19 protein-coding genes, 1 tRNA gene and 1 other RNA gene are annotated in these 19,799 nt (G+C 36.5%); 9 read left to right on the forward strand and 12 right to left on the reverse strand.

The annotated features are described in order from the left end of the window. Window positions 1-6: 6 nt before the first annotated feature. Window positions 7-417 carry a FixH family protein gene (locus tag PHQ93_RS04185; RefSeq protein ID WP_299941228.1) on the reverse strand — a complete coding sequence of 137 codons (411 nt, stop codon included), beginning with the start codon at window positions 415-417 and terminating at the stop codon, window positions 7-9. 128 nt (window positions 418-545) lie between these two features. Between PHQ93_RS04185 and ssrA the strand changes: the two genes are divergently transcribed. The 6 genes from ssrA (at window position 546) to PHQ93_RS04210 (ending at window position 5,614) form a co-directional block, all read left to right on the forward strand. Further along, window positions 546-923, forward strand: a transfer-messenger RNA (tmRNA) gene (ssrA, locus tag PHQ93_RS04190). Window positions 924-1,055: 132 nt separating this feature from the next. After that, window positions 1,056-1,205: a hypothetical protein gene (locus PHQ93_RS10720; RefSeq protein ID WP_367278370.1), complete on the forward strand. Its 150-nt coding sequence runs from the start codon at window positions 1,056-1,058 to the stop codon at window positions 1,203-1,205. Between the two features lie 77 nt (window positions 1,206-1,282). Next, the gene (locus PHQ93_RS04195; protein WP_299941232.1) at window positions 1,283-2,482 is read left to right on the forward strand and encodes a TolC family protein; all 1,200 of its coding nucleotides are present in this window, start codon (window positions 1,283-1,285) and stop codon (window positions 2,480-2,482) included. After that, entirely contained in the window at window positions 2,482-3,702 is a 1,221-nt protein-coding gene (locus tag PHQ93_RS04200; protein WP_299941235.1) for an efflux RND transporter periplasmic adaptor subunit, read from the forward strand. Before PHQ93_RS04195 ends, PHQ93_RS04200 begins: the two co-directional genes overlap by 1 nt. After that, on the forward strand, window positions 3,702-4,406 hold the full coding sequence (locus PHQ93_RS04205) for an ABC transporter ATP-binding protein (RefSeq protein ID WP_299941238.1): 705 nt from the start codon (window positions 3,702-3,704) through the stop codon (window positions 4,404-4,406). Before PHQ93_RS04200 ends, PHQ93_RS04205 begins: the two co-directional genes overlap by 1 nt. Further along, window positions 4,403-5,614, forward strand: coding sequence for an ABC transporter permease (locus PHQ93_RS04210; protein ID WP_299941241.1), 1,212 nt, complete (start codon window positions 4,403-4,405; stop codon window positions 5,612-5,614). The genes PHQ93_RS04205 and PHQ93_RS04210 overlap by 4 nt, the downstream gene beginning before the upstream one ends. A 2-nt stretch (window positions 5,615-5,616) precedes the next feature. On the opposite strand, the gene PHQ93_RS04215 is transcribed toward PHQ93_RS04210, so the two are convergent. From PHQ93_RS04215 to PHQ93_RS04255, 9 genes are all read right to left on the reverse strand, one after another. Next, window positions 5,617-6,927 carry a sugar transferase gene (locus PHQ93_RS04215; RefSeq protein ID WP_299941244.1) on the reverse strand — a complete coding sequence of 437 codons (1,311 nt, stop codon included), beginning with the start codon at window positions 6,925-6,927 and terminating at the stop codon, window positions 5,617-5,619. An 8-nt stretch (window positions 6,928-6,935) separates the two neighbouring features. Next, the gene (locus PHQ93_RS04220) at window positions 6,936-8,024 is read right to left on the reverse strand and encodes a glycosyltransferase (RefSeq protein WP_299941247.1); all 1,089 of its coding nucleotides are present in this window, start codon (window positions 8,022-8,024) and stop codon (window positions 6,936-6,938) included. Between the two features lie 19 nt (window positions 8,025-8,043). Further along, entirely contained in the window at window positions 8,044-8,940 is an 897-nt protein-coding gene (locus PHQ93_RS04225; RefSeq protein WP_299941250.1) for a GDP-mannose 4,6-dehydratase, read from the reverse strand. After that, a complete protein-coding gene (gene gmd / locus PHQ93_RS04230) occupies window positions 8,918-9,952 on the reverse strand; it encodes a GDP-mannose 4,6-dehydratase (protein WP_299941253.1) in 1,035 nt (344 codons plus the stop codon). The genes PHQ93_RS04225 and gmd overlap by 23 nt, the downstream gene beginning before the upstream one ends. An 8-nt stretch (window positions 9,953-9,960) precedes the next feature. Continuing rightward, a complete protein-coding gene (locus tag PHQ93_RS04235; protein WP_299941255.1) occupies window positions 9,961-11,271 on the reverse strand; it encodes a TolC family protein in 1,311 nt (436 codons plus the stop codon). Further along, window positions 11,261-12,559, reverse strand: coding sequence for an HlyD family type I secretion periplasmic adaptor subunit (locus PHQ93_RS04240; RefSeq protein ID WP_299941257.1), 1,299 nt, complete (start codon window positions 12,557-12,559; stop codon window positions 11,261-11,263). The genes PHQ93_RS04235 and PHQ93_RS04240 overlap by 11 nt, the downstream gene beginning before the upstream one ends. 9 nt (window positions 12,560-12,568) lie before the next feature. Continuing rightward, window positions 12,569-14,368, reverse strand: a complete 1,800-nt coding sequence (locus PHQ93_RS04245; RefSeq protein ID WP_299941259.1) for a type I secretion system permease/ATPase — start codon at window positions 14,366-14,368, stop codon at window positions 12,569-12,571. A 61-nt stretch (window positions 14,369-14,429) separates the two neighbouring features. Continuing rightward, on the reverse strand, window positions 14,430-15,809 hold the full coding sequence (locus tag PHQ93_RS04250; RefSeq protein ID WP_299941262.1) for a SapC family protein: 1,380 nt from the start codon (window positions 15,807-15,809) through the stop codon (window positions 14,430-14,432). Window positions 15,810-15,920: 111 nt separating this feature from the next. Next, entirely contained in the window at window positions 15,921-16,373 is a 453-nt protein-coding gene (locus tag PHQ93_RS04255; protein ID WP_299941265.1) for a hypothetical protein, read from the reverse strand. A 66-nt stretch (window positions 16,374-16,439) separates the two neighbouring features. Between PHQ93_RS04255 and PHQ93_RS04260 the strand changes: the two genes are divergently transcribed. Continuing rightward, window positions 16,440-16,516 (forward strand) — tRNA-Thr (locus PHQ93_RS04260). Window positions 16,517-16,653: 137 nt separating this feature from the next. Continuing rightward, window positions 16,654-18,228, forward strand: a complete 1,575-nt coding sequence (eptA, locus tag PHQ93_RS04265) for a phosphoethanolamine--lipid A transferase EptA (protein WP_299941268.1) — start codon at window positions 16,654-16,656, stop codon at window positions 18,226-18,228. A gap of 42 nt (window positions 18,229-18,270) precedes the next feature. On the opposite strand, the gene PHQ93_RS04270 is transcribed toward eptA, so the two are convergent. Together PHQ93_RS04270 and PHQ93_RS10725 are read right to left on the reverse strand one after the other, a co-directional pair. After that, complete coding sequence (locus PHQ93_RS04270; RefSeq protein ID WP_299941271.1) at window positions 18,271-18,870, reverse strand: phosphatase PAP2 family protein; 600 nt, start codon at window positions 18,868-18,870, stop codon at window positions 18,271-18,273. A gap of 15 nt (window positions 18,871-18,885) precedes the next feature. Next, window positions 18,886-19,065 (reverse strand): DUF535 family protein, encoded by a 180-nt coding sequence (locus tag PHQ93_RS10725; protein WP_367278371.1) that lies wholly within the window; start codon window positions 19,063-19,065, stop codon window positions 18,886-18,888. 167 nt (window positions 19,066-19,232) lie between these two features. Here PHQ93_RS10725 and PHQ93_RS04275 point away from each other — a divergent pair, with 167 nt between their 5' ends. Next, on the forward strand, window positions 19,233-19,757 hold the full coding sequence (locus PHQ93_RS04275; RefSeq protein ID WP_299941274.1) for a phosphatase PAP2 family protein: 525 nt from the start codon (window positions 19,233-19,235) through the stop codon (window positions 19,755-19,757). Window positions 19,758-19,799: the final 42 nt, after the last annotated feature.

A 19,799-nucleotide genomic window follows, 5' to 3' on the forward strand; every position in this document is an offset into this window, starting at 1 on the left:
CAGCCCTTAATGGCCGTGCGCGGATGAAGCCTGTCCAAGATTAACACTTCCCTTGTATTTATAATCTTTGTTTTGCTCATCTTTGATAAAAATCTGATACTGCCATGTTCCGCCCATTGCAAAATTTGCATTACACTCAAAATATTTATCTACTTTTTTACAAATATCTTTTGACTCCATATAAGGCATTCCCGGCATTTCAGGCATAAAAAACTTTACTCGAACATCTTTAGCCGCAACAACCGCTCCGCCGTGCTCACCTCTGTTTAACTCTACTTTGATTTTATTCTGCCCCTCGCTCAAAACTTTATCGCTTGAAAGCATTATATGTAAATCACCGCTCGTACCCATATCCATAAAACCGCCCGCAAAAGAGAGGCTTGAAAGCAAAACCGCCGAGAGAAGAATTTTTTTCATTTTTGATACTCCACTTTTATATTTTTTAGCAGTATAATGCTTTTGATGTGTAGCGAGTGTGTAGTCAAATTTTTCCCACTTTATCTTTTACTTTTCATTTACAAAAATTATGTTACAATTCTACTCATGGGGCTGACCTGGTTTCGACGGGATCAAGTAGCTTCTAATTGCATGTCGGACTGAGCACTTCCGTTACGCGGCTCAACTTGCTTAAACGCAAACAATACAAATTATCGCCCAGCTTTAGCAGTAGCTTAAGTTTTACCCCCTCGCAAGAGGTCGGGCTGCTTCACCTATGGACTCTAGATAAGTAGGATTCGAAGTATAACCCCCTATGTAGATATACTTTATGTTTGTCTCGAACATAAAATGAACCCAAGAGGCTCGTCTTGCGTAACTTTGCAAATTGTGTGAAGCAAGATTAAACTCAAACAATTTCTCTAAACATGTAGACGTTAGGAGTAGCGTGGTTTCGGACTGGAGTTCGATCCTCCACAGCTCCACCATCATACCCTCTAAAGTAATTCAACAACACCTAAAAGACCATAACTTAAAGCGTTGATTTTGAACTTTTTGCTATTGCACTTAAAAATCTGCTTGATAACGCGCTAAAATACGCTAACGGCAAACCAATAATTATCGTTTCTACGCATTTCATAAAGATTTGCAGCCATGGAGAGCCTATTTTAGAAGAAAAGAGAGATTTTTCCAAATCGTTTAACCACTCTTATGAAAACTCTGCATCGGGACTCGGACTCGGACTTTATCTCACCAACTCGATAGTTTAAAAGCACGGATTTCATTTTGTACATAGTTACAAAGATGATATCAACTCTTTTAAGATAAAATTTTAAAAAGGATGCAAATGAAGAGATATGCTATATTTTACCTAAACATTTTTTTAATAACTACATATGCCGCAGAGACGGAGCTTTTTTCACCGCAGAAGCAAAATCTCTTACGCGAAGAACAAAACCGATACGAGTCCGAATATGAAAAACTAAAATACAACTGGATAGCGCCCATTAATCTAAACGCTTCTTACGGTTATGACAAAAGCACTATCGGCGAACATGCGAATAATAAAAAAATCTCTGCTTCCGTATCTCAAGATGTTTTTCGCTCAGGAGGCATCACTTACCAGATAGCCTATGCCGATGCAAAAAAAGCATCTAGCAAAATTGCGCTGGATATGGAGATTGCATCCATAAACGAAAAACTATTTAGTGCCATATTAAATTACAAAAAAGCACTCTGCCAAAAAGAGCAAAGTGAGCTAAATCTTAAAAACAGAGAGATTGAGATATTCATCAAACGGCAACTTTACGATGTCGGCAAAGCTGACATTACAGAGCTAAACAATGCGCTTATGGAGCAAAGCAGCGAGCTTAAAAATATAGCTACATATAACTACACCTTAGCACAGCAGCGATATGAAATCTCAAAAATAAGCGATATAAATCCCGATACTTTTTTGCTTAGAGAATTTGCTTTAACTAAAGAGAGTGACTATCTTCAAAATAACCTAGAGCTAAATTATGCCCGCTCCCAAAGTATGGGTAACGAGTATCTCTACGGTATAGCAAAGAGCAGCTATCTGCCCTCAGTCGCCCTAAATGCTAACATCGGGTATCAGGATTATGATGCCAAAAAACTCTCAAACGGTTACGAAGGTGGTTTTTACGGTGCCGGAGTCTCCGTAAATGTGCCGCTGGCATATAATTCATCCGCAACTATAGAAGAAGCAAAATCTGCACACTTAAAACAGTTGGCAGATGTGGTCGATAAAGAGCGAAGCACCAAAGCTTCTTATGCGCAGTCTTTGGAGCTGATACAAAATTACCGCAACCAGATAGAGATTACCTTAAAAAATCTAGCCCTTTACGATGAGCTAATAGCAACTATAAAAGCCGGAGTCGATGCAGGAGTGAAAACAGGATATGATTTGCAAACTTTAAAAAATTCAAAAGCAATAGAAGAACAGACTATAAAAATCAATGAAATAAATATACAACTTGAGTTGGCAAAGCTTCATTTTGCCCTCAAAAACAGCAAGGATATTTAATGAACAGCCCATCAAACAACTCGATAGAAAATACGCTAGGACTCACCAAAAATCCAAAAAAATCTTATAAGAAATATTTATGGACTGGTTTTGTCTTGCTCCTTGCCGCATCAGGCGGCGGATGGTATGCTTATATAGAAAAAGCAGACGAAAACCTAAACTATCAAACGGCACCGGCAGAGAGAAAAACCATTACGACTACGGTATCTGCAACCGGAAATATGGAACCGACAAATACCGTTGATGTCGGTATAGAGGTCTCGGGTACCATAAGTGAGGTTTTAGTCGATTACAATGAGCGAGTTAATACAGGGCAGCTTATGGCACGGCTAGACACCGTAAAACTCTCCTCTAAAGTAACTAGTTATCAAGCCGCCCTCTCAAAGTTTGAGGCAAATATTGCCGAAGCGATGTCTTCAAAAAACAAAGCGCAAAATGAGTGGGAAAGAGTTGAAAAAATGGTTAAGGCAACCAACGGAAACTATCCATCAAGACAGGATGCGGATTCTGCTTTTGCGGCGTTAGAGTCGACTAAAGCTTCCGTACAAGCGGCAAAAGCCGCGCGTGACCAAGCAAATGCCGAACTAAAAGCGATAAGAGACGATCTTCGAAAAGCAGTTGTTCTCTCTCCTATAAACGGAATTGTTTTAGAAAGAAAAGTTGAACCGGGACAAACCGTCGTTGCCGCTATGCAAACACCTATTTTATTTAAATTGGCACAAGATTTGACTAAAATGAAAGTAATAGTCAGCGTGGATGAAGCTGATATCGGAGAGGTAAAAGAGGGACAAAAGGTTAAATTTAGCGTCGATGCTTACCCTCAAAAGCTCTTTGACGGAACGCTTACGCAGTTGCGTTTAAACTCGCAAATAGTAAACGGAGTTGTTACATACAATGCCGTTGTAAGTGTAGAGAACCCTGAACTTTTACTCCGCCCCGGAATGACGGCTTCGGCACAAATAATAACCGGTGTTTTAAACAATGCGCTTACGGTACCAAATGCTGCACTCCGCTTTAATCCGACTTTTAAAAAAGATGAAATTCCAAAAAATGCCAAAAATCATTCCGGCAATTCAACGCCTCATGTGTGGATTGTTCGCAAAAACAAACCGTTTAAAGTAGAAGTTGAAACAGGAAAAAGCGACGGCAGTTCGACTATTATTACAAAGGGAGAAATCGAACAAACCGATTTGGTTTTAATAGGAACAAAAGAGCCGTGATGGAACAAAAATATGTAATCGAACTTCATAAAGCTACAAAATTTTACGGTGAGGGCGAGGCTAAGACATTTGCCTTGCAAGGAGTAGATCTGCAAGTCGCACACGGAGAGTTTTTAGCAGTTATGGGACCCAGCGGATCAGGAAAATCAACTACTATGAATATAATCGGCTGTCTTGACACCCCAAGCAGCGGCAACTATCTATTCGAGGGAGTTGATGTCGGCGCTCTTTCAAGAGATCAGCGCGCACTGCTTAGGAGAAACTACATCGGGTTCATATTTCAAGGATTTAACTTGCTTGGAAAAACGACTGCCGTTGAAAATGTCGAACTGCCTCTTCTCTACCGCGGATTTAACGCAGAGCAAAGATATGAGATGGCAATGGAAGCACTAAGAAGCGTGGGACTTGAGAGCGTCGCAAACCACACACCCGCCGAACTCTCAGGCGGTCAGCAGCAACGAGTTGCTATCGCCCGCGCAATTGCCACAAAACCGATTGTTTTACTTGCTGATGAGCCGACGGGAAACTTGGATACTGCAAAAAGTATTGAAATAATGGAACTGCTGCAATCCTTTAATCGTGAAAAAGGGATTACGATTATTATGGTAACCCATGAGATGGAGATGGCAAAATACGCCTCAAGAACAGTCCATTTTCGAGACGGCGGGATTGATGAGGGATATGAGAAAAAGGTGCCGTTATGATTTGGAATGCCTTTTTACTTGCACTTCGCGAGATTCGCAGAAGTGTCATGCGCTCGGTACTAACAACTTTAGGGATAGTCATAGGCATTGCTTCAGTTATTGCTATGGTAATGCTCGGAGATGCGACAACTGCTTATGTCTCACAAAGCATCTCTAAACTTGGGACAAATATACTGATTATTTTGCCGGGTCAGCAGCGACAAGGACCGCCAAGCACAGACTCAACGGCAAGAAGATTTACGCACAGCGATGTTGATGCTCTAAAAAGAGAGGTTGATAATATTCGCGGAGTTGCACCTGTAGGCTCAAACACTATGCAAGCGGTCTACGGCAATAAAAATCACTCAGCAACGGTCGAGGGAACAAATAACGACTATTTTGTAGTTAAAGATTGGGTGTTTGCATCGGGAAGAAACTTTTTAGGAGCCGAACTTCAAGGAGGAAAAGCAGTTTGCGTAATAGGCGAGACGGTAAGAAAGGAGCTGTTTGACAGCGGAGATCCCATAGGAGCGTCAATAAGACTTAAAAACTTCTCTTGTGAAGTAATTGGACTGCTTAAGCCTAAAGGGGCGACGATGTTTGGGATGGATCAGGACAATATCATCGTTGTTCCCATTAGAATGTTCCAACGCAGAGTCAGCGGAAATCAGGAAATATCAAGGATTATGATTTCGGCAAACTCGGCTGCAACCATAGAGAGCGTAAAAGCTTCCATAACTTCCCTTTTGCAGGAGAGACGCAGGATTCAAACCGGAGAAGAGAATGATTTTAATATTCGCGATATGCGCGAAATGGTTCAAACGCTCTCTTCTACCACACAGATGCTCACCATCTTGCTTGGAGCGGTCGCCGCCATTAGTCTTTTAGTCGGCGGAATCGGCATTATGAACATTATGCTCGTCTCAGTTACCGAAAGAACTCGCGAAATAGGCATACGGCTTGCCATTGGAGCGCTTGAAAGAGAAGTTTTGCTTCAGTTTTTGGTTGAAGCCGTAGTTCTCTCCTCTCTTGGCGGAATTATCGGCATAGTCTTTGGAATAAGTACGGGAATCGCAATTACGCTCTTTTTTGATTTACCGCTTATTTTTAACACTTTTATAGTTATTGTGGCTTTTTTGTTCTCAACTTTAGTCGGAGTCGTATTTGGATTTTTTCCGGCAAGAAAAGCGGCACGGCTAAACCCTATCGATGCGCTAAGGCATGAGTAGGATTATTTAGCACCGACTTTTAACAATACAACATTAATTGTTTTAAGAAAAATAACAAAATCCATCCACAACGACCAATTTTGTATATACCAAACATCCAAGTCGACTCTTTTTTTAAAAGTCAGCTCATTTCGCCCGCTAACTTGCCATAAACCAGTCAGTCCCGGTTTTACTTTGAGTATTATTTCTTCGTTGTTTTTACCTATGTCTCCCATTTCAATTAACATATAGGGTCTAGGTCCGATAAGATTCATATCGCCCTTTAGTATATTATAAAACTGCGGCAGCTCGTCAAGCGATGTTTTTCTTAAAAATCTACCGACTTTTGTAATCCGCGGGTCATTTTTATATTTATGAAACTTCTCATAGTACTCCACCTCATCAGGGTTTTGCAAAAGATATTTGTCCAAAATATTTTGGCTATTTTCATACATTGTGCGATACTTATAACACTCAAATACTTCAGAGTTTTTGCCGAGTCTTTGCTGCTTAAAAAAAGTGTCTCCGCTTGAATCCATTTTGATAAAGTAGCGAATAAAAAGATGCAAAATCAGAGCAAAAGGGAAAAGCATAATGATGATTGTTTTTTCAAAAAAATACTTTATAAATATATTTTTATAGTTTAAGAGCCTATTTTCTATATGCAGAGCCGAAAATCTTATATTTGAAAAATCGACTATCGTAGTATGCGAAAAATCTAAATTATCCAAATATGGAATGAGATATATATCTTTAGTGTTGTGCGAAAACTCTCTTATACTCTCTTGAAGCCTGTTTATCTCAAAACCTCTCGAAGAAACTATAACAATATCGTAGTTCTCATCATTAACCTTATATCCAAAATACCAATTTTTCGTTATTTCACTGCATATGATATCGTAGTTCTCTTCATCAGCCATAACTCTGACTTTGATTTTAAAAAAATCAAACGAAAAAAGAAATTTTTTAAATAATCTTTTAAAAAAAAGAGTGGCAAATATGGCTATAACAAAAAAATTTAGTAAAAAAGGCACTGAATATACATCAGATATTTTAGCAAGAGATATAACCGTAAAAACAACAAAAAAGGAGAAGAAAAACACTTTGAGTATTTTTTTGGCGTCACCCCAAAAATCATATCTGATTACATATATTTTTTGGGTAGCAAAAGAGGATAAAATAAAGATAGGTATCCAAATATAAGAAGCTATATCTACACCTTGGCTCTGCGTGAACCGTGCTGCTTCCAAAGAGAGATATAGCACTAAGAAGTCCGCACTTATAAGCAAAAACGCAAGCAAATAGAGCGAAGGTTTAAATTTAAAACTGTTCATAAAGCAGATTATACTTCAATACTATTTATAAACTCTTTTATCTCATCTTTAAATCTTTGCGTAGCATAACGCTCGGTGTTTTTAGATATATCTGCTAGATTAAACTTCAACTCTTCAAACTTATAAACTGCATTTACGATATCTTCTTTTGTCTGTTTTTCAAAATGCACTCCGTTTACTCCCTCTATGACGGTTTCAGCCGTAGCGCCGCCGTCAAGTGCTATAACCGGGGTTCCGCATGCCATAGCCTCAATCGGTACTATGCCGAAATCTTCAACGGCAGCATAAACAAACGCTTTTGCTCTTTGCATATAATCTATCAAAATTTTATCTTCGCAAAAACCCAAAACAGATATATTTTCTTTTGCAATCTTTTTTATAGCCTCATACTCTTCGCCGCTGCCGATAACAAAGAGTTTTTTATCGCTCATCTCATTAAATGCTTCGACTATGAGTTTTGTTTTTTTATAAGGAACAAGCCTTGAGGCGGTTAGATAAAAACCCTCTTTGTCCGTTTTAAAAGTAAAATTTTGCGTATCGACCGGCGGATATATAACAACCGAATCTCTGTTATATGTTCTTTTAATTCTCTCTTGCACGAAAATTGAATCGGCTATAAAATAATCCACTCTGTCTAATGTTTTTATATCCCATTTTCTTATATATTGCAGTGTTAATTTTAAAATAATTTTTTTTATGCCTTTTATCTCTTTTGTGTACTCGTCATAGAGGTCCCAAGCATAGCGTATCGGTGTATAACAGTATGAGATATGGAGCTGATTTTTATTTTTTTTAACGCCCTTTGCGACTGCCCATGATGAACTAATAATCAAATCATACGAACTGACATCCAAACTCTCTATCGCTTTTGGAAAAAGAGGAAAGTAGCTTCTAAAATGTTTTTTTGCAAAAGGAAGTTTTTGGATAAACGATGTTTTGGCAAACCTGCCGCCGATAACCGTTTCTCTATCATTATCGCTTAAAAAATCTACAAGAGAGAAAATATCAGCATTTGGGTAAATATCTACCAAAGCTCTTAAAACTTTTTCTGCTCCGGCATTTGTTACAAGCCAGTCGTGAACTATAGCTACTCTCAATTATAATGTCTTTTCATATCTAAACTTCAAGCATATCTCGCAGTGTATCTTTAAACTCTTTTTGTTTTACTTCGCCGATAAGCCCAAAGAGTTTCTCGCAAGAGCCGGTAAGAGTTTTTATCTCGCCTTTTCTTACAAAATCAGGATTGATTTTTACCTCTATCTTATAACCCGATATATCATTCATCATATCTATCACATCCAAAAGTTTTATACCTCTGTTAGACGATATATTTACAACTTCTGACGAGATAGAGGATTCTAGGAGTTTTTTATAAATTTCGCACACATAACCGACATCGTTGAACTCCCTGCTTACATCTATGTTGCCGAGTTCGATAGTTTGCTTTTTTTCTTTAAAATGTTTTATGATTTTTGGAATTAAAAAATTATCTTCTTGATTTATACCGGTATAGTTAAACGGTCGTGCTATTATGATGTTTAGTTTTTCAAAGTAGTTTCTCGAGAGTGACTCCATAGCATATTTACTGGCGCCATAATGGTTTGTAGGTTTTGGGCAGAGTGTTTCATCAAGAACTTCCAACCCTTGATTTCCGTATACGGTTGCACTGCTTGCCATAATTATTTTTTTTGGATTTTGGTTTAAATGTATCAGCACATCAAGTATATTTACGGCACCAATTGTGTTGATTGCGTAAAAATCTTCGTTATGTCCGTGAGCAGGAAAAGAGATGCCTGAGAGCACTATGATAAAATCAGGCACTACTTCTCTTAAAACACTGTCTATATCTGCTTTGTAAGTGATATCTACTTTAAATATTTTATAATTTGCCCTAGAGTATGAGGTTCCGTAAACCTCATAACCTGCATCTTGCAGATAGGCGGATAAGTGATTTCCCGTAAATCCGTCTATACCGAAAATAAGAACTCTCTTAGAAGCTGCGTCCAATCTCATTCCTTCTTAAATCTTCTTTTACCATCATCGCACAAAGCTCTTCAAGCGTGCATTTCGGCTCCCATCCAAGCTCATCTTTTGCTTTTTGAGGATTACCGATAAGAAGTTCGACTTCGGCAGGTCTATAAAACTTAGGATTTACCCTTACTACCACTTTGCCCGTTGCCTTGTCAATCGCAACTTCATTTTCATCACTGCCTTTAAACTCCAACTCTATGCTGACGGCTTTAAATGCCATAGTCACAAAATCTCTTACCGTTTCGGTTCTATTGGTTGCTAAAACATAGGTGTCAGGTTTTGGAGCTTGAAGCATCAAGTACATTCCCTCTACATAATCTTTTGCAAATCCCCAATCTCTTTTTGCATCCATATTTCCGAGTTCTAAAACATCAAGTTTGCCGAGTTTTATTTTTGCAACACTATCGGTGATTTTACGAGTTACAAACTCTCTTCCTCGTAGAGGCGATTCATGGTTAAATAGTATTCCGCTGCATCCAAAAATATTATAAGATTCTCTGTAATTTATCACCATCCAGTGAGCATAAAGTTTTGCAACGCCGTAAGGACTTCTAGGATAAAACGGCGTACTCTCTTTTTGCGGTATCTCTTGAACTAAACCAAACATCTCCGACGTGCTTGCTTGATAAAATTTTATTTTCGGATCTACTATGCGGATAGCTTCAAGCAAATGTACGCATCCAAGTCCTGTTATATGGGCAGTTGCAAGCGGCTGTTCAAAAGAGACGCCTACAAAACTCTGCGCTGCAAGATTGTATATCTCATCTGGTTTTATATCTGAGACCATTCTTATACTATTTGCCTGATCCGTCAAATCATACTCGATTAAATGAAGATTTGGATGCTTTTCTATGCCAAGCTCTTCGATACGCCAAAAATTGACAGAAGAAGTTCTTCTGTAAGTTCCATATACCTCGTAATCTTTTTCAAGAAGCAACTGTGCAAGATATGCACCGTCTTGTCCGGTAATACCCGTAACTATAGCTTTTTTCATTCCTACTCCTATTCTACTAATTTATCCAAGAGATTTAACTCTTTAAAGTTATTTGTAACCATTAAAAGTCCGATATATGAGTTAACCATCTCATACATATTTTCTACATATTTGTATTTTACTTCATTTAGCTTATTTTTAGCCTCATTTAAATCTATAATGCTTTTAAGTCCGTAATCATACCCTTGATTTATCGCTTGCAGGTAAAGTTCTGCCGATTCAAGAGCATTTTTATACATACTGACCGATTCTGTTGAAGCTTCAAAAATAGCCAAATATTCATTATGCTGTACATGAACCTCTTTTTTTGCATTTTCCAAATCTTCGCCGGCAGCTTTTCTCATAAGTCTAGACGAATCAACCCTTGATGATACATAACCGCCGCTGTAAATCGGCATGTTAAAGCTAAGCATTGCGTAACTGGTGGTATCGTAAGGTGCTTCAATAGTCGGCGTGTCCGTATCATACTTTGAGTATGCCGCATCAAAAGTTACTTTTGGCAAGTGTCCGGTTTTTGCATTTTCTAACTCTGAATTAGAGACTGCAACAGCTGCCTCGGCCTGTTTAACTTTTAAACTTTTTTCTAAATCACTCTTACCTAAAACTTGCGCTTTCATCTCTTTTATGGTTTCTAAAATCAGCTTATCAGACTCTATTTTCGGCAATTCATAAGCGATATCTCCGATATACTGTTTAAACTTCAAATCATAAACGTGAAACAGTTTATTCTCTTTGTCAAGCTCTATCTGTGCAGAATTATACTCAACCCTCATTTGAAGCAGATCCATCTTATTTGACATATCCATATCAAATTTTTTGCTTAACTGTTCAAGCTTAGATCTATTGTACTCAAGATAAGATTCCAACAATCTTATCTTGTTTTGAGATTTTAAAATATCGAGATATGTTTTAAAAAGCTTTTGAGCCAGATCCTCTTTTTCAAACTCAACTTTTATTCCTGAATATTTGCTTCTTGACTCCTGCATATCAATTCTTGAATAAATTTCGGGATTGTAAATATTTTGTCTAGCACTTAGCGAGTAAGTTATCAAACCTTGTCTTGTCATATGTCCTGTCGGATTCGCTTCTAACTCTGACTTTTTATATGATGCAGAGAAGTTGATTTGAGGATAGAGTTGCGATACTTCTTGGTTTATCTTCTCTTTTTCTGCCTCTGAGACATAAACGGATGAACGAATATTATTTGCATTTTCAAGAGCAAGCCCATACGCTCTTGAAAAATTTAAAACTTCGGCATTTACACCGCTGCAAAACAGTCCGCCCAAAAGCAGACAAAGCGCATATTTATTACTCTTCATTAAACGCCCTGCCTATCATATCGGTAAGAGGTTTTACAAGATAACTAAGCATAGTTCTCTCCGAAATTTTTATCATAACTTCCGCAGGCATACCCGATACTAGCTCAAAACCATACTCTGCTATTTGCTTCTCTCCGCTTTTTGTCACTTCGATTTTTGCTTCATAATACGGTGCGCCGGTTTTTTCATCCCTAAAGCTATCAGCTGAGACATGTACTACTTTACCCTCTATAACTTGAGTATGACGCGTGTTAAAAGCTGAAAATCTTATATCTGCCATAAGCCCGACTTTAACTTTGTCGATATCCGTTGTTTGAACTTGAGCTACAACTATAAGCTTTGATTTTTGCGGTATTATTTGCAATATATCTCTACCCGGAGGAACAACGCCTCCAATCGTATGCAAGCTTAAACCTACAACCGTCCCGTCAATTGGGGAAACTATATCTGTTCTTCCAAGAGTATCTTCCATAGAAACTATTTTTGATTGCAGGTCAAAAAGCATGGATTTTGCTTTTACCAAATCGTTTAGAGTCACTTTTGCAAACTCTTTTTCTCTTAATAGCTGCTGATTTTTAGTCTCGTTTATAGCTTCATAAAGCTTTGCTATCTCAGAAGCAGTTTGAGAAATATCTCCCTCAATCATATTTTTTTCTCTGCTTAAATCTCTTATCTTTAGCTTATCGACCAACTTCTCTTTATAAAGCTTTTCCCACTCTAAAATCTCTTCGCTTATCGAACTCATTCTGCTCTTTTTAGCTTCCATTAAAGATTTTAAACCGCTTATCTGATTTTCAAGCTGCACAACTCTGTTTTGAGAGATTATTTTTTCCTCTTCTATACTCTTTTTTGTTTCAAAAAATATACTGTTTTGCTCTTTTTTGATACTTTCATTCTTAAGTTCGTTAGGATAAATAACACTGTTTTGTTCATCTCTTTGAGCTACGAGTCTCGCATAAAGAGCCGATGCATCGTCATATTGGGTTTTAAAGATATCAAGCTGGCTTTTTATATTTATATCTTTTAGCTTTAAAAGAATATCGCCTTTTTTTACCTCATCACCGTCTTTTACATATATGCTCTCTATTACTCCGCCCTCTAAATGCTGAAGTGTTTTTTTATCCAAATCGGCCGAAATCTTACCGATTGCCACCGAAGATTCGGCAAGCGGAGCAAAAGCCATCCAACCGCCAAATACTCCAAAGAGTAAAAAAATCACTCCAAGCCCAAACCCGATAACCTTAGAATCATTTGTAGACGGCATTTTTATATCTCTATTTTCGCTCATAATTTTTCCTTAATTTTCAGGCTTGCTGAGTGATATTTTAGGCGCACTTTGCGGCTGTTGCTGACTTGCTTGTGTCTGAGCTTGCTGCTGCTGTGCCGCTTGAGCTTGTTGTGCATTTTTTGCCAAATGAGCTAAAACATCATTTGAATTTCCATACAATTCTAAAGCTCCCTGATTGATTAGGGCTATTTTATTTGTCACTTGAAGTATGCTCGGCCTATGCGTAATTATTATCACGGTAGAACCTATCTTTTTTAAGTAATTAATAGCATTTACAAGTCCGATTTCCCCTGCATCGTCTAAGTTTGAGTTAGGCTCATCCAAAACAACTAAAACAGGATTGTTATAGAGTGCTCTAGCAAGCCCTACCCTTTGTCTTTGACCGCCGGAGAGTGCTAAACCGCCTACACCGATTTTACTATCGTAACCCTCGGGAAGTCTGAGTATCATCTCATGAACGCCTGCTCTTTGTGCGGCTTCTACAACTTTTTGAGAGTCAATTTCACCGAATCTTGCTATATTTTGACTAATAGTTCCTTCAAAAAGTTCTATATCCTGCGGTAAATAGCCTATGTAATTTCCAAGTTCTTGTTTGTCCCATTGGTAAATATCCGCTTTGTCAAGTCTGACTTTTCCTGCTGCAAGCGGCCAAAGTCCTAAAATGACTCTGGCAAGAGATGATTTCCCTGCCGCACTCGGTCCGATTATACCGACTACATCACCCTTTTGAATCATCATAGAGATGCCGCGAAGAGATGGCTGAGATGCACCCGGAGGCGCTACAACGGCACCTTCAATTAAAATTTCGCCTTGCGGAGCAGGCAGTTTCATATACTCTTTATCTTTTGGAAACTCTTTTAAAAGTCCGTCAAGTTTTTGATATGAAGCTCTAGCATTGCTAAACCCTTTCCAACTGCCGATCATTAAATCAAGCGGAGCCAATGCCCTACCCATAATGATAGAACCTGCAATCATCATACCCGGAGACAACTCCGCTTTAATGGCAAGATATCCGCCGAGTCCAAGGATAAGGGATTGAAAAAGCATACGCAAACTCTTAGATGCGTTTGACCAGATTCCGGCGCTGTTGCTTGCATCATTTTGAGCATTTAAAAAACCGAAATATCGCTCTTCCCATATCTTTCTAATATTCTCTTTCATACCCATAGCATGAACGATTTCAGCATTTCTTAGATTTGCTTCTACAAACGCCGATGAAGATCTGCTAAGGTTATTCGCTTCACTGAGTTTCTGTTTTGTAGTATATTCGTTTGCTATAGTAATACCGACTAAAATAATCGCGGCGAATATGGCAAAGTAACCAAAAAGAGGGTGAAACATAAAAAGAACTGCTATATATATAACCATCCACGGTGCATCAAAAAAAGCAAAAAGACCGTTTCCTGTCATAAACTGTCTGACTTGCGTAAGATCGCTTAAGGGAATCGAAGATGCCTTTCCGGGATATTTTTGTGCTAGTTCAAATACGGAATCAAATACTCTTTGGCTTAGTAAACTATCCATCTTATTTCCAACTTTTACAAGCACTCTTGATCTTACAACTTCTAAAAGCGCCATTACTAAAAATAAGAATACCACTATACCCGTAAGCATTATTAGCGTATCCTGACTTCTGCTTGCCATAACTCTATCGTAAAGCTGTAACATGTACAATGACGGAACAAGCATAAGTATATTTATAACTAAACTAAAAAAGCCAACCATTATAAATGATTTTTTAGATTTTAATATAGCTTCTTTTAATTCAGAAAAATCCCCTTTTTGTCCATTAGGCGGTTTCTTTGCCATTTGATTCCTTTTATATATAAATTCTATCTATGTCATTGCGAGCGAAGCGCAACAATCTAAATTAACTCTGTCTTTTTTGCGCTATTTCAAAAAGAGTCCCGATATTGTTTAATGATTTTAGATGTGCATCTATCATAGTCATAATCCCTTTTCTAACCCAGTCTGCTAAGATATCATCGCTTAGTGCGTTAAGTTTTTCTCTATCTACGACTTTAAACCCGTTTACCAAAACTTTTTTCTCATCACCCTCACCTACTGAAATCTCTCTATCTTCAAGGATTCCGCTTTGTGAAATAATTTTAACTACATTTTGAGTAACGCTCATCTGAGTATCGTAAGAAGTTAAAAAAGTAATAGCATGTTCTAATGTTTCAGACTTTTCGCCGTCTTTTTTAAAAAGCTGTTTGCCTTTTGATTTTGAAAAGAGTGAAGAGTCTTCATCTATAAGAATCACTTTTTGTTGTGGATTTTCTTTCGTACTTGCCAAAGAAAACGGATACTTTCTTAAGTATGACGGAACATAAGAAGTTATCCATTTTCCGTCCGCAGTTATTGCCAAACTATCCGAACCCAAAGAGACAACTGCTATTAAAGATGCACTTTCATCTGCCGTAAAAACTATAGGAAATAGTTCACCTACTTGTGAAACTTCACTAGCTAATACAGGTATATGAGTTACAGACTTTGCAAAATTTAAATCTGTCAATGGATTTATCTTTAATTCTTTGTGTTTTTCTTTATCTAAGATTGCTAAATTTTTGTACATTTTTTTTCCTTTTTCAATATGATCTTTTTTGGGACGACCTCTCTCTTTTAGAGATAGACTCATTCCTACTATTATCTCAAGATTTCTTATAAACTCTAAACTGCCGGTTATGCTCTGTTTTTCTAAACATGTCGCTATAAACTCACTTTTATCTGTTTTAGAGTTAAAGAGTGCCGAGTATTTTTGTACTCTTTGCTCATCCGTAAATCCCAACTTTTTATACAAACCATGATAAGAGACGAGATCATCTTTTTTGTTATATAGATTTTTATAAATACTGCTAAAGAGGTGTTCTCTTGGAGCGAGCTTCTCTATATAAATCATAACATCAAAAAGAAATTTATCATTTTCTACAAGCGAAGATTTATATCTGCCTTCCCAAATAGTTCCTGTGCGATTATACTTTTTGTTAAAATAACCTACATATTTTCTACCCAAGCTTTGCATAAATTTTGACAAAGCATCTTCATTTGACGGAGTAGCCAAAAATTCAAAATAGTGCGGCATTAAAACATAAGCATGAACAGCCAAATCATTATTTGCACTAGACTCTTTTAAAATAGTCGTAAATGCTCTATAATCCGATTCATCTCTAAAAATAGCAAGCTTATCCAAACTCTTTAGTATCACATGCTGTGAAGAATCTTTAACAAAAATTCTAACTTTTCGTGCCAAATCAGTTCCTTAACTTACTTTCAAACTGAATTGTATGCAAATAGAACTTAAGAGTCAATTAAATGACTCCGACACTATTTTTATATTTTTAAATAGGTGCCATAGTCATAATCAAAAATGATAAGATATTCCCCATCTAATATAAGGTATAGCCGATTTTATCACTTGAAATATTTGCGACAGCATAAAACCGTCCAAATCAGCCTTTGCCGTTGTACTTTTAGAGCTGAGTGTTAAAATAGTATGCTTTGAGTTTATATCAAAAGAGAAATTAACCTCTAGCAAAAGATCATCGTTTGTTCTTAAGAGTTCTAAATTTACATTGTCTGTTTTTGACATAACTTTATCATTAGTTTCGATTTGAGGAGTTGCTTCAAAATCGACGATGCCGTAATGTCTAGCCATAAACTCTTCGGCAGTAGGAACTAGATTTAAGATAAAATTTCTCGTTATCATAAAATCGACTCTGTTATAAATATCTTGATAGTTTACGACAAGCCTCAATCTGTCTTCAAGCTCATCATAAATCGGTGTGAATGTTTTTGCCGTAATATTTTTCTTCATAGATAGAATTTTACATAAAATCAGTTTTATTAAAGGTTAATTAGATAGAATTGCACTCTATTTTTCGCCGACATAGCTCAGTTGGCTAGAGCAGCTGATTTGTAATCAGCAGGCCCGGGGTTCAAATCCTCGTGTCGGCACCACAACCTAGTAAACCACCTAAATTACGCTACTTCAACCAATTGTTCCAAAACTGCGCCAAAAATGTTCCAATTTTATGATTTGATAATTTGTTTATGCTAAAATAAATTCTGTATCTTTATCTAAAAAGTATAGAATAATGAACTTTGATATCAGGAATTTTTTGAAACAACCTATCAGCATGTCAAAATATATTATTTTTGTCACATTGATAGATATGATACTGTACCATTATCCACTCTATTCATTTGTATTTGCAAACCTAAATATTTCATCTCTTAGTGGCATATTGACTTTTTCTTCAGTATTGGTAGGTCTTTTTGTTGTTACGGCATTCATTTTGTATTTATTCGCGATTATTTCGTCTCGCTTCGTTAAATTTTTTATTCCTTTTATAATGGTAGGAAATTCAATTGCACTTTATTTTATTATTTCTTATCAGGTAATCTTAGATAAAACGATGATGGGGATTGTTTTCAACACAAATTCAACAGAAGCCATAAGCTATTATAATCCAAAAATGTTTCTTTACCTTTTTATTTTAGGGATACTCCCAGCCTATATAATTTCAAAAATCCATATTGAAAAGACTAAACGATTGCATCTTTTTTTCTACGCAACAGGTATATTAGTTAGTGGTGTTCTAATTATGTATCTTAATGCCGGTACATGGTTATGGATAGATAAATACGCAAAAAGGCTTGGTGGTTTGGCGCTACCTTGGTCTTATACGATTAATGCTATTCGATATGAAGCAGAAGAATTAAAACATTCAAAAGAACAAATACTCCTGCCAAATGCTAAATTTTTAGACGATAAAAAAATGATTGTAGTGCTTGTAATTGGTGAATCAGCTAGGGCTAATAACTTCTCACTCTATGGCTATGAACGGGATACAAATCCACTACTTAAAACATTAAATGTAACCACTTTAAAAAATGCTTTTTCATCGTCAACATATACAACTGCATCCGTTAACAGTATACTCTCTTATGAAGGCGGAACTTCTGATAATTATGAACCTCTACCAAACTATTTGCAACGTTTAGGAGCAGATGTAATATGGAGAACGAAAAATTGGGGAGAGCCTTCTCTTAAAATTCAAACATATGAAAGGGATGATAAGCTCACACCTCACTGCGATGGGGAAGGATGTCAATATGATGAAGTCTTATTAACGGAACTAACCAAATGTATTGAAGCATCAAAGAAAAAGAAAATATTTATAATTTTACATACATCAGGTAGTCATGGACCCACATATTATACAAAATATCCCAAACGTTTTGAAGTTTTCAAGCCGGTATGCAAAACTGTGGACTTAAAAGAATGTTCGAATCAGGAACTCATCAATGCTTATGATAATACAATTTTATATACAGATTATTTTTTAAGTAAAGTAATCGAAGTTTTGAAACAATCCTCAAATACGCCTAGTTTAATGCTGTATGTTTCAGATCATGGAGAATCTTTGGGTGAATATGGGCTGTATTTACATGGAACCCCTTATTCAATTGCTCCAGATGTACAAAAAAAAATTCCATTTATAATATGGGAGTCAGAAAGTTTTCTTGCAATGAAAAATCTTTCTAAGACTTATACAAAACCAATGGATAGCTATGGCCAAAATAATATATTTCATACCATTATAGGAGCTTTTGGGGTTAATAGTCCTGTTTACAATAAAAAGCTTGATATATTACAAAGAGAATAAATATGTAATTTTTTATGTTTTAAAACAATGTCAACATAAAGATTATGCTGAATTTAATCTCCATTTCTTAGGCCAATAGATGCATAATATGCTTACGGTTATTACCCCTACAAGTGCCCCCACTAATACGTCACTTAGATAATGCTTTGTTAAAAGTACTCGGCTCACACCCACTGCAATAGCTATAATCCAGCCTATTACTGCCCATCTTGGCCAATACAGTGAAATGTACATTGCCAATGCGAACGCCGTTGTTGTGTGGCCTGATGGAAATGAATTCATATCAGAATTGCGATGAAAAAAATCAAATCCATAAAGAACTTTTTCAAATAACATGCACGGACGAACCCGTCCCGCAATAACTTTAATAATACCAGTAATAATGCCGGAGATGGCTACAACCGCAAAAAGAAAAAGAGCATGATGCGATTTGTATAGATTTTTTTTAATATAATGAAAATAAAAGAACAGTAATGCTGATCCAATCAAATAAGGGGTAGAAATTCCAAGTTGTGTAACAGCAACAAAAAAGTCATTACAGCCTCCTACGCAATAATGAACGGACCATTCCGCTATAGTACGATCAAGAACAAAGTATGCGCAGATGGCAATAAAAAATGTGATTATGATGTACTGTTTCAATGGAGAACCCTTCATTTAACGCCCCCCCCTCTTTGTTACGTCACACATGAATTTTAGTTTAATGACTATGATATAAGATAGATTATCCATCATTATATATCTTTTTTTATAAAGCGAGCGCTTTTTTGACTCGATTGAATAAATATTTTTTCGTTTTTTATCACTTAAGAATATATAAAAACGACCATCACGAATACCGCCTTATCTTCGAAATACTTATTGTAATTAACCTGAACCTGTATTTATTGCTGCAATTTTTTCAATTCCGAACGATTTGGCTATGGTTCTTAATATTGTGAATATTAAGAAAAAGTGTTAAAATAATCCTTCAATTATTAAAAATGAGATGGAGTGAGGCTAAGATGGTAAAAAAAGTATTTGCATTAATATTTTCTCTATTCGTCTTAAATGGGCATTTGTTTTCTGATAATATTGAAAAAACTGGGAATACAATACAACTGTTAATACCATCAATTGCATACGGAACAACTTTTTATCTTGATGATGAGAGTGGTCGTAATGAGTTTTATAAATCATTTGTAACAAATATGGCTGTAACATACGGATTAAAATATACCATCAATGAGCGAAGACCTAATGGTAATGACCATTCTTTTCCATCAGCTCATACTTCGTTATCATTTCAAAGTGCAACATTCATTCATAAAAGATATGGGCTTGAATATGCTATTCCAGCTTATTTAGCTTCAACTTTTGTTGCTTACAGTAGAGTAGAAGCACATGAACATTACACAAAAGATGTTATAGCAGGAGCTTGTATTGGTATAGCAAGTAGTTATTATTTTACTACTGAATATAAAGGCTATAATATCTCGCCAATGATAAGTAATTCGTTGTATGGAATTAGTGTAGTAAAAAGTTTTTAAGTGCCTATTTATAGGTGTTTTGTGGTTTTTCATTTATCTATT

This window comes from Sulfurimonas sp. (assembly GCF_028714975.1).
GTDB lineage: Bacteria > Campylobacterota > Campylobacteria > Campylobacterales > Sulfurimonadaceae > Sulfurimonas.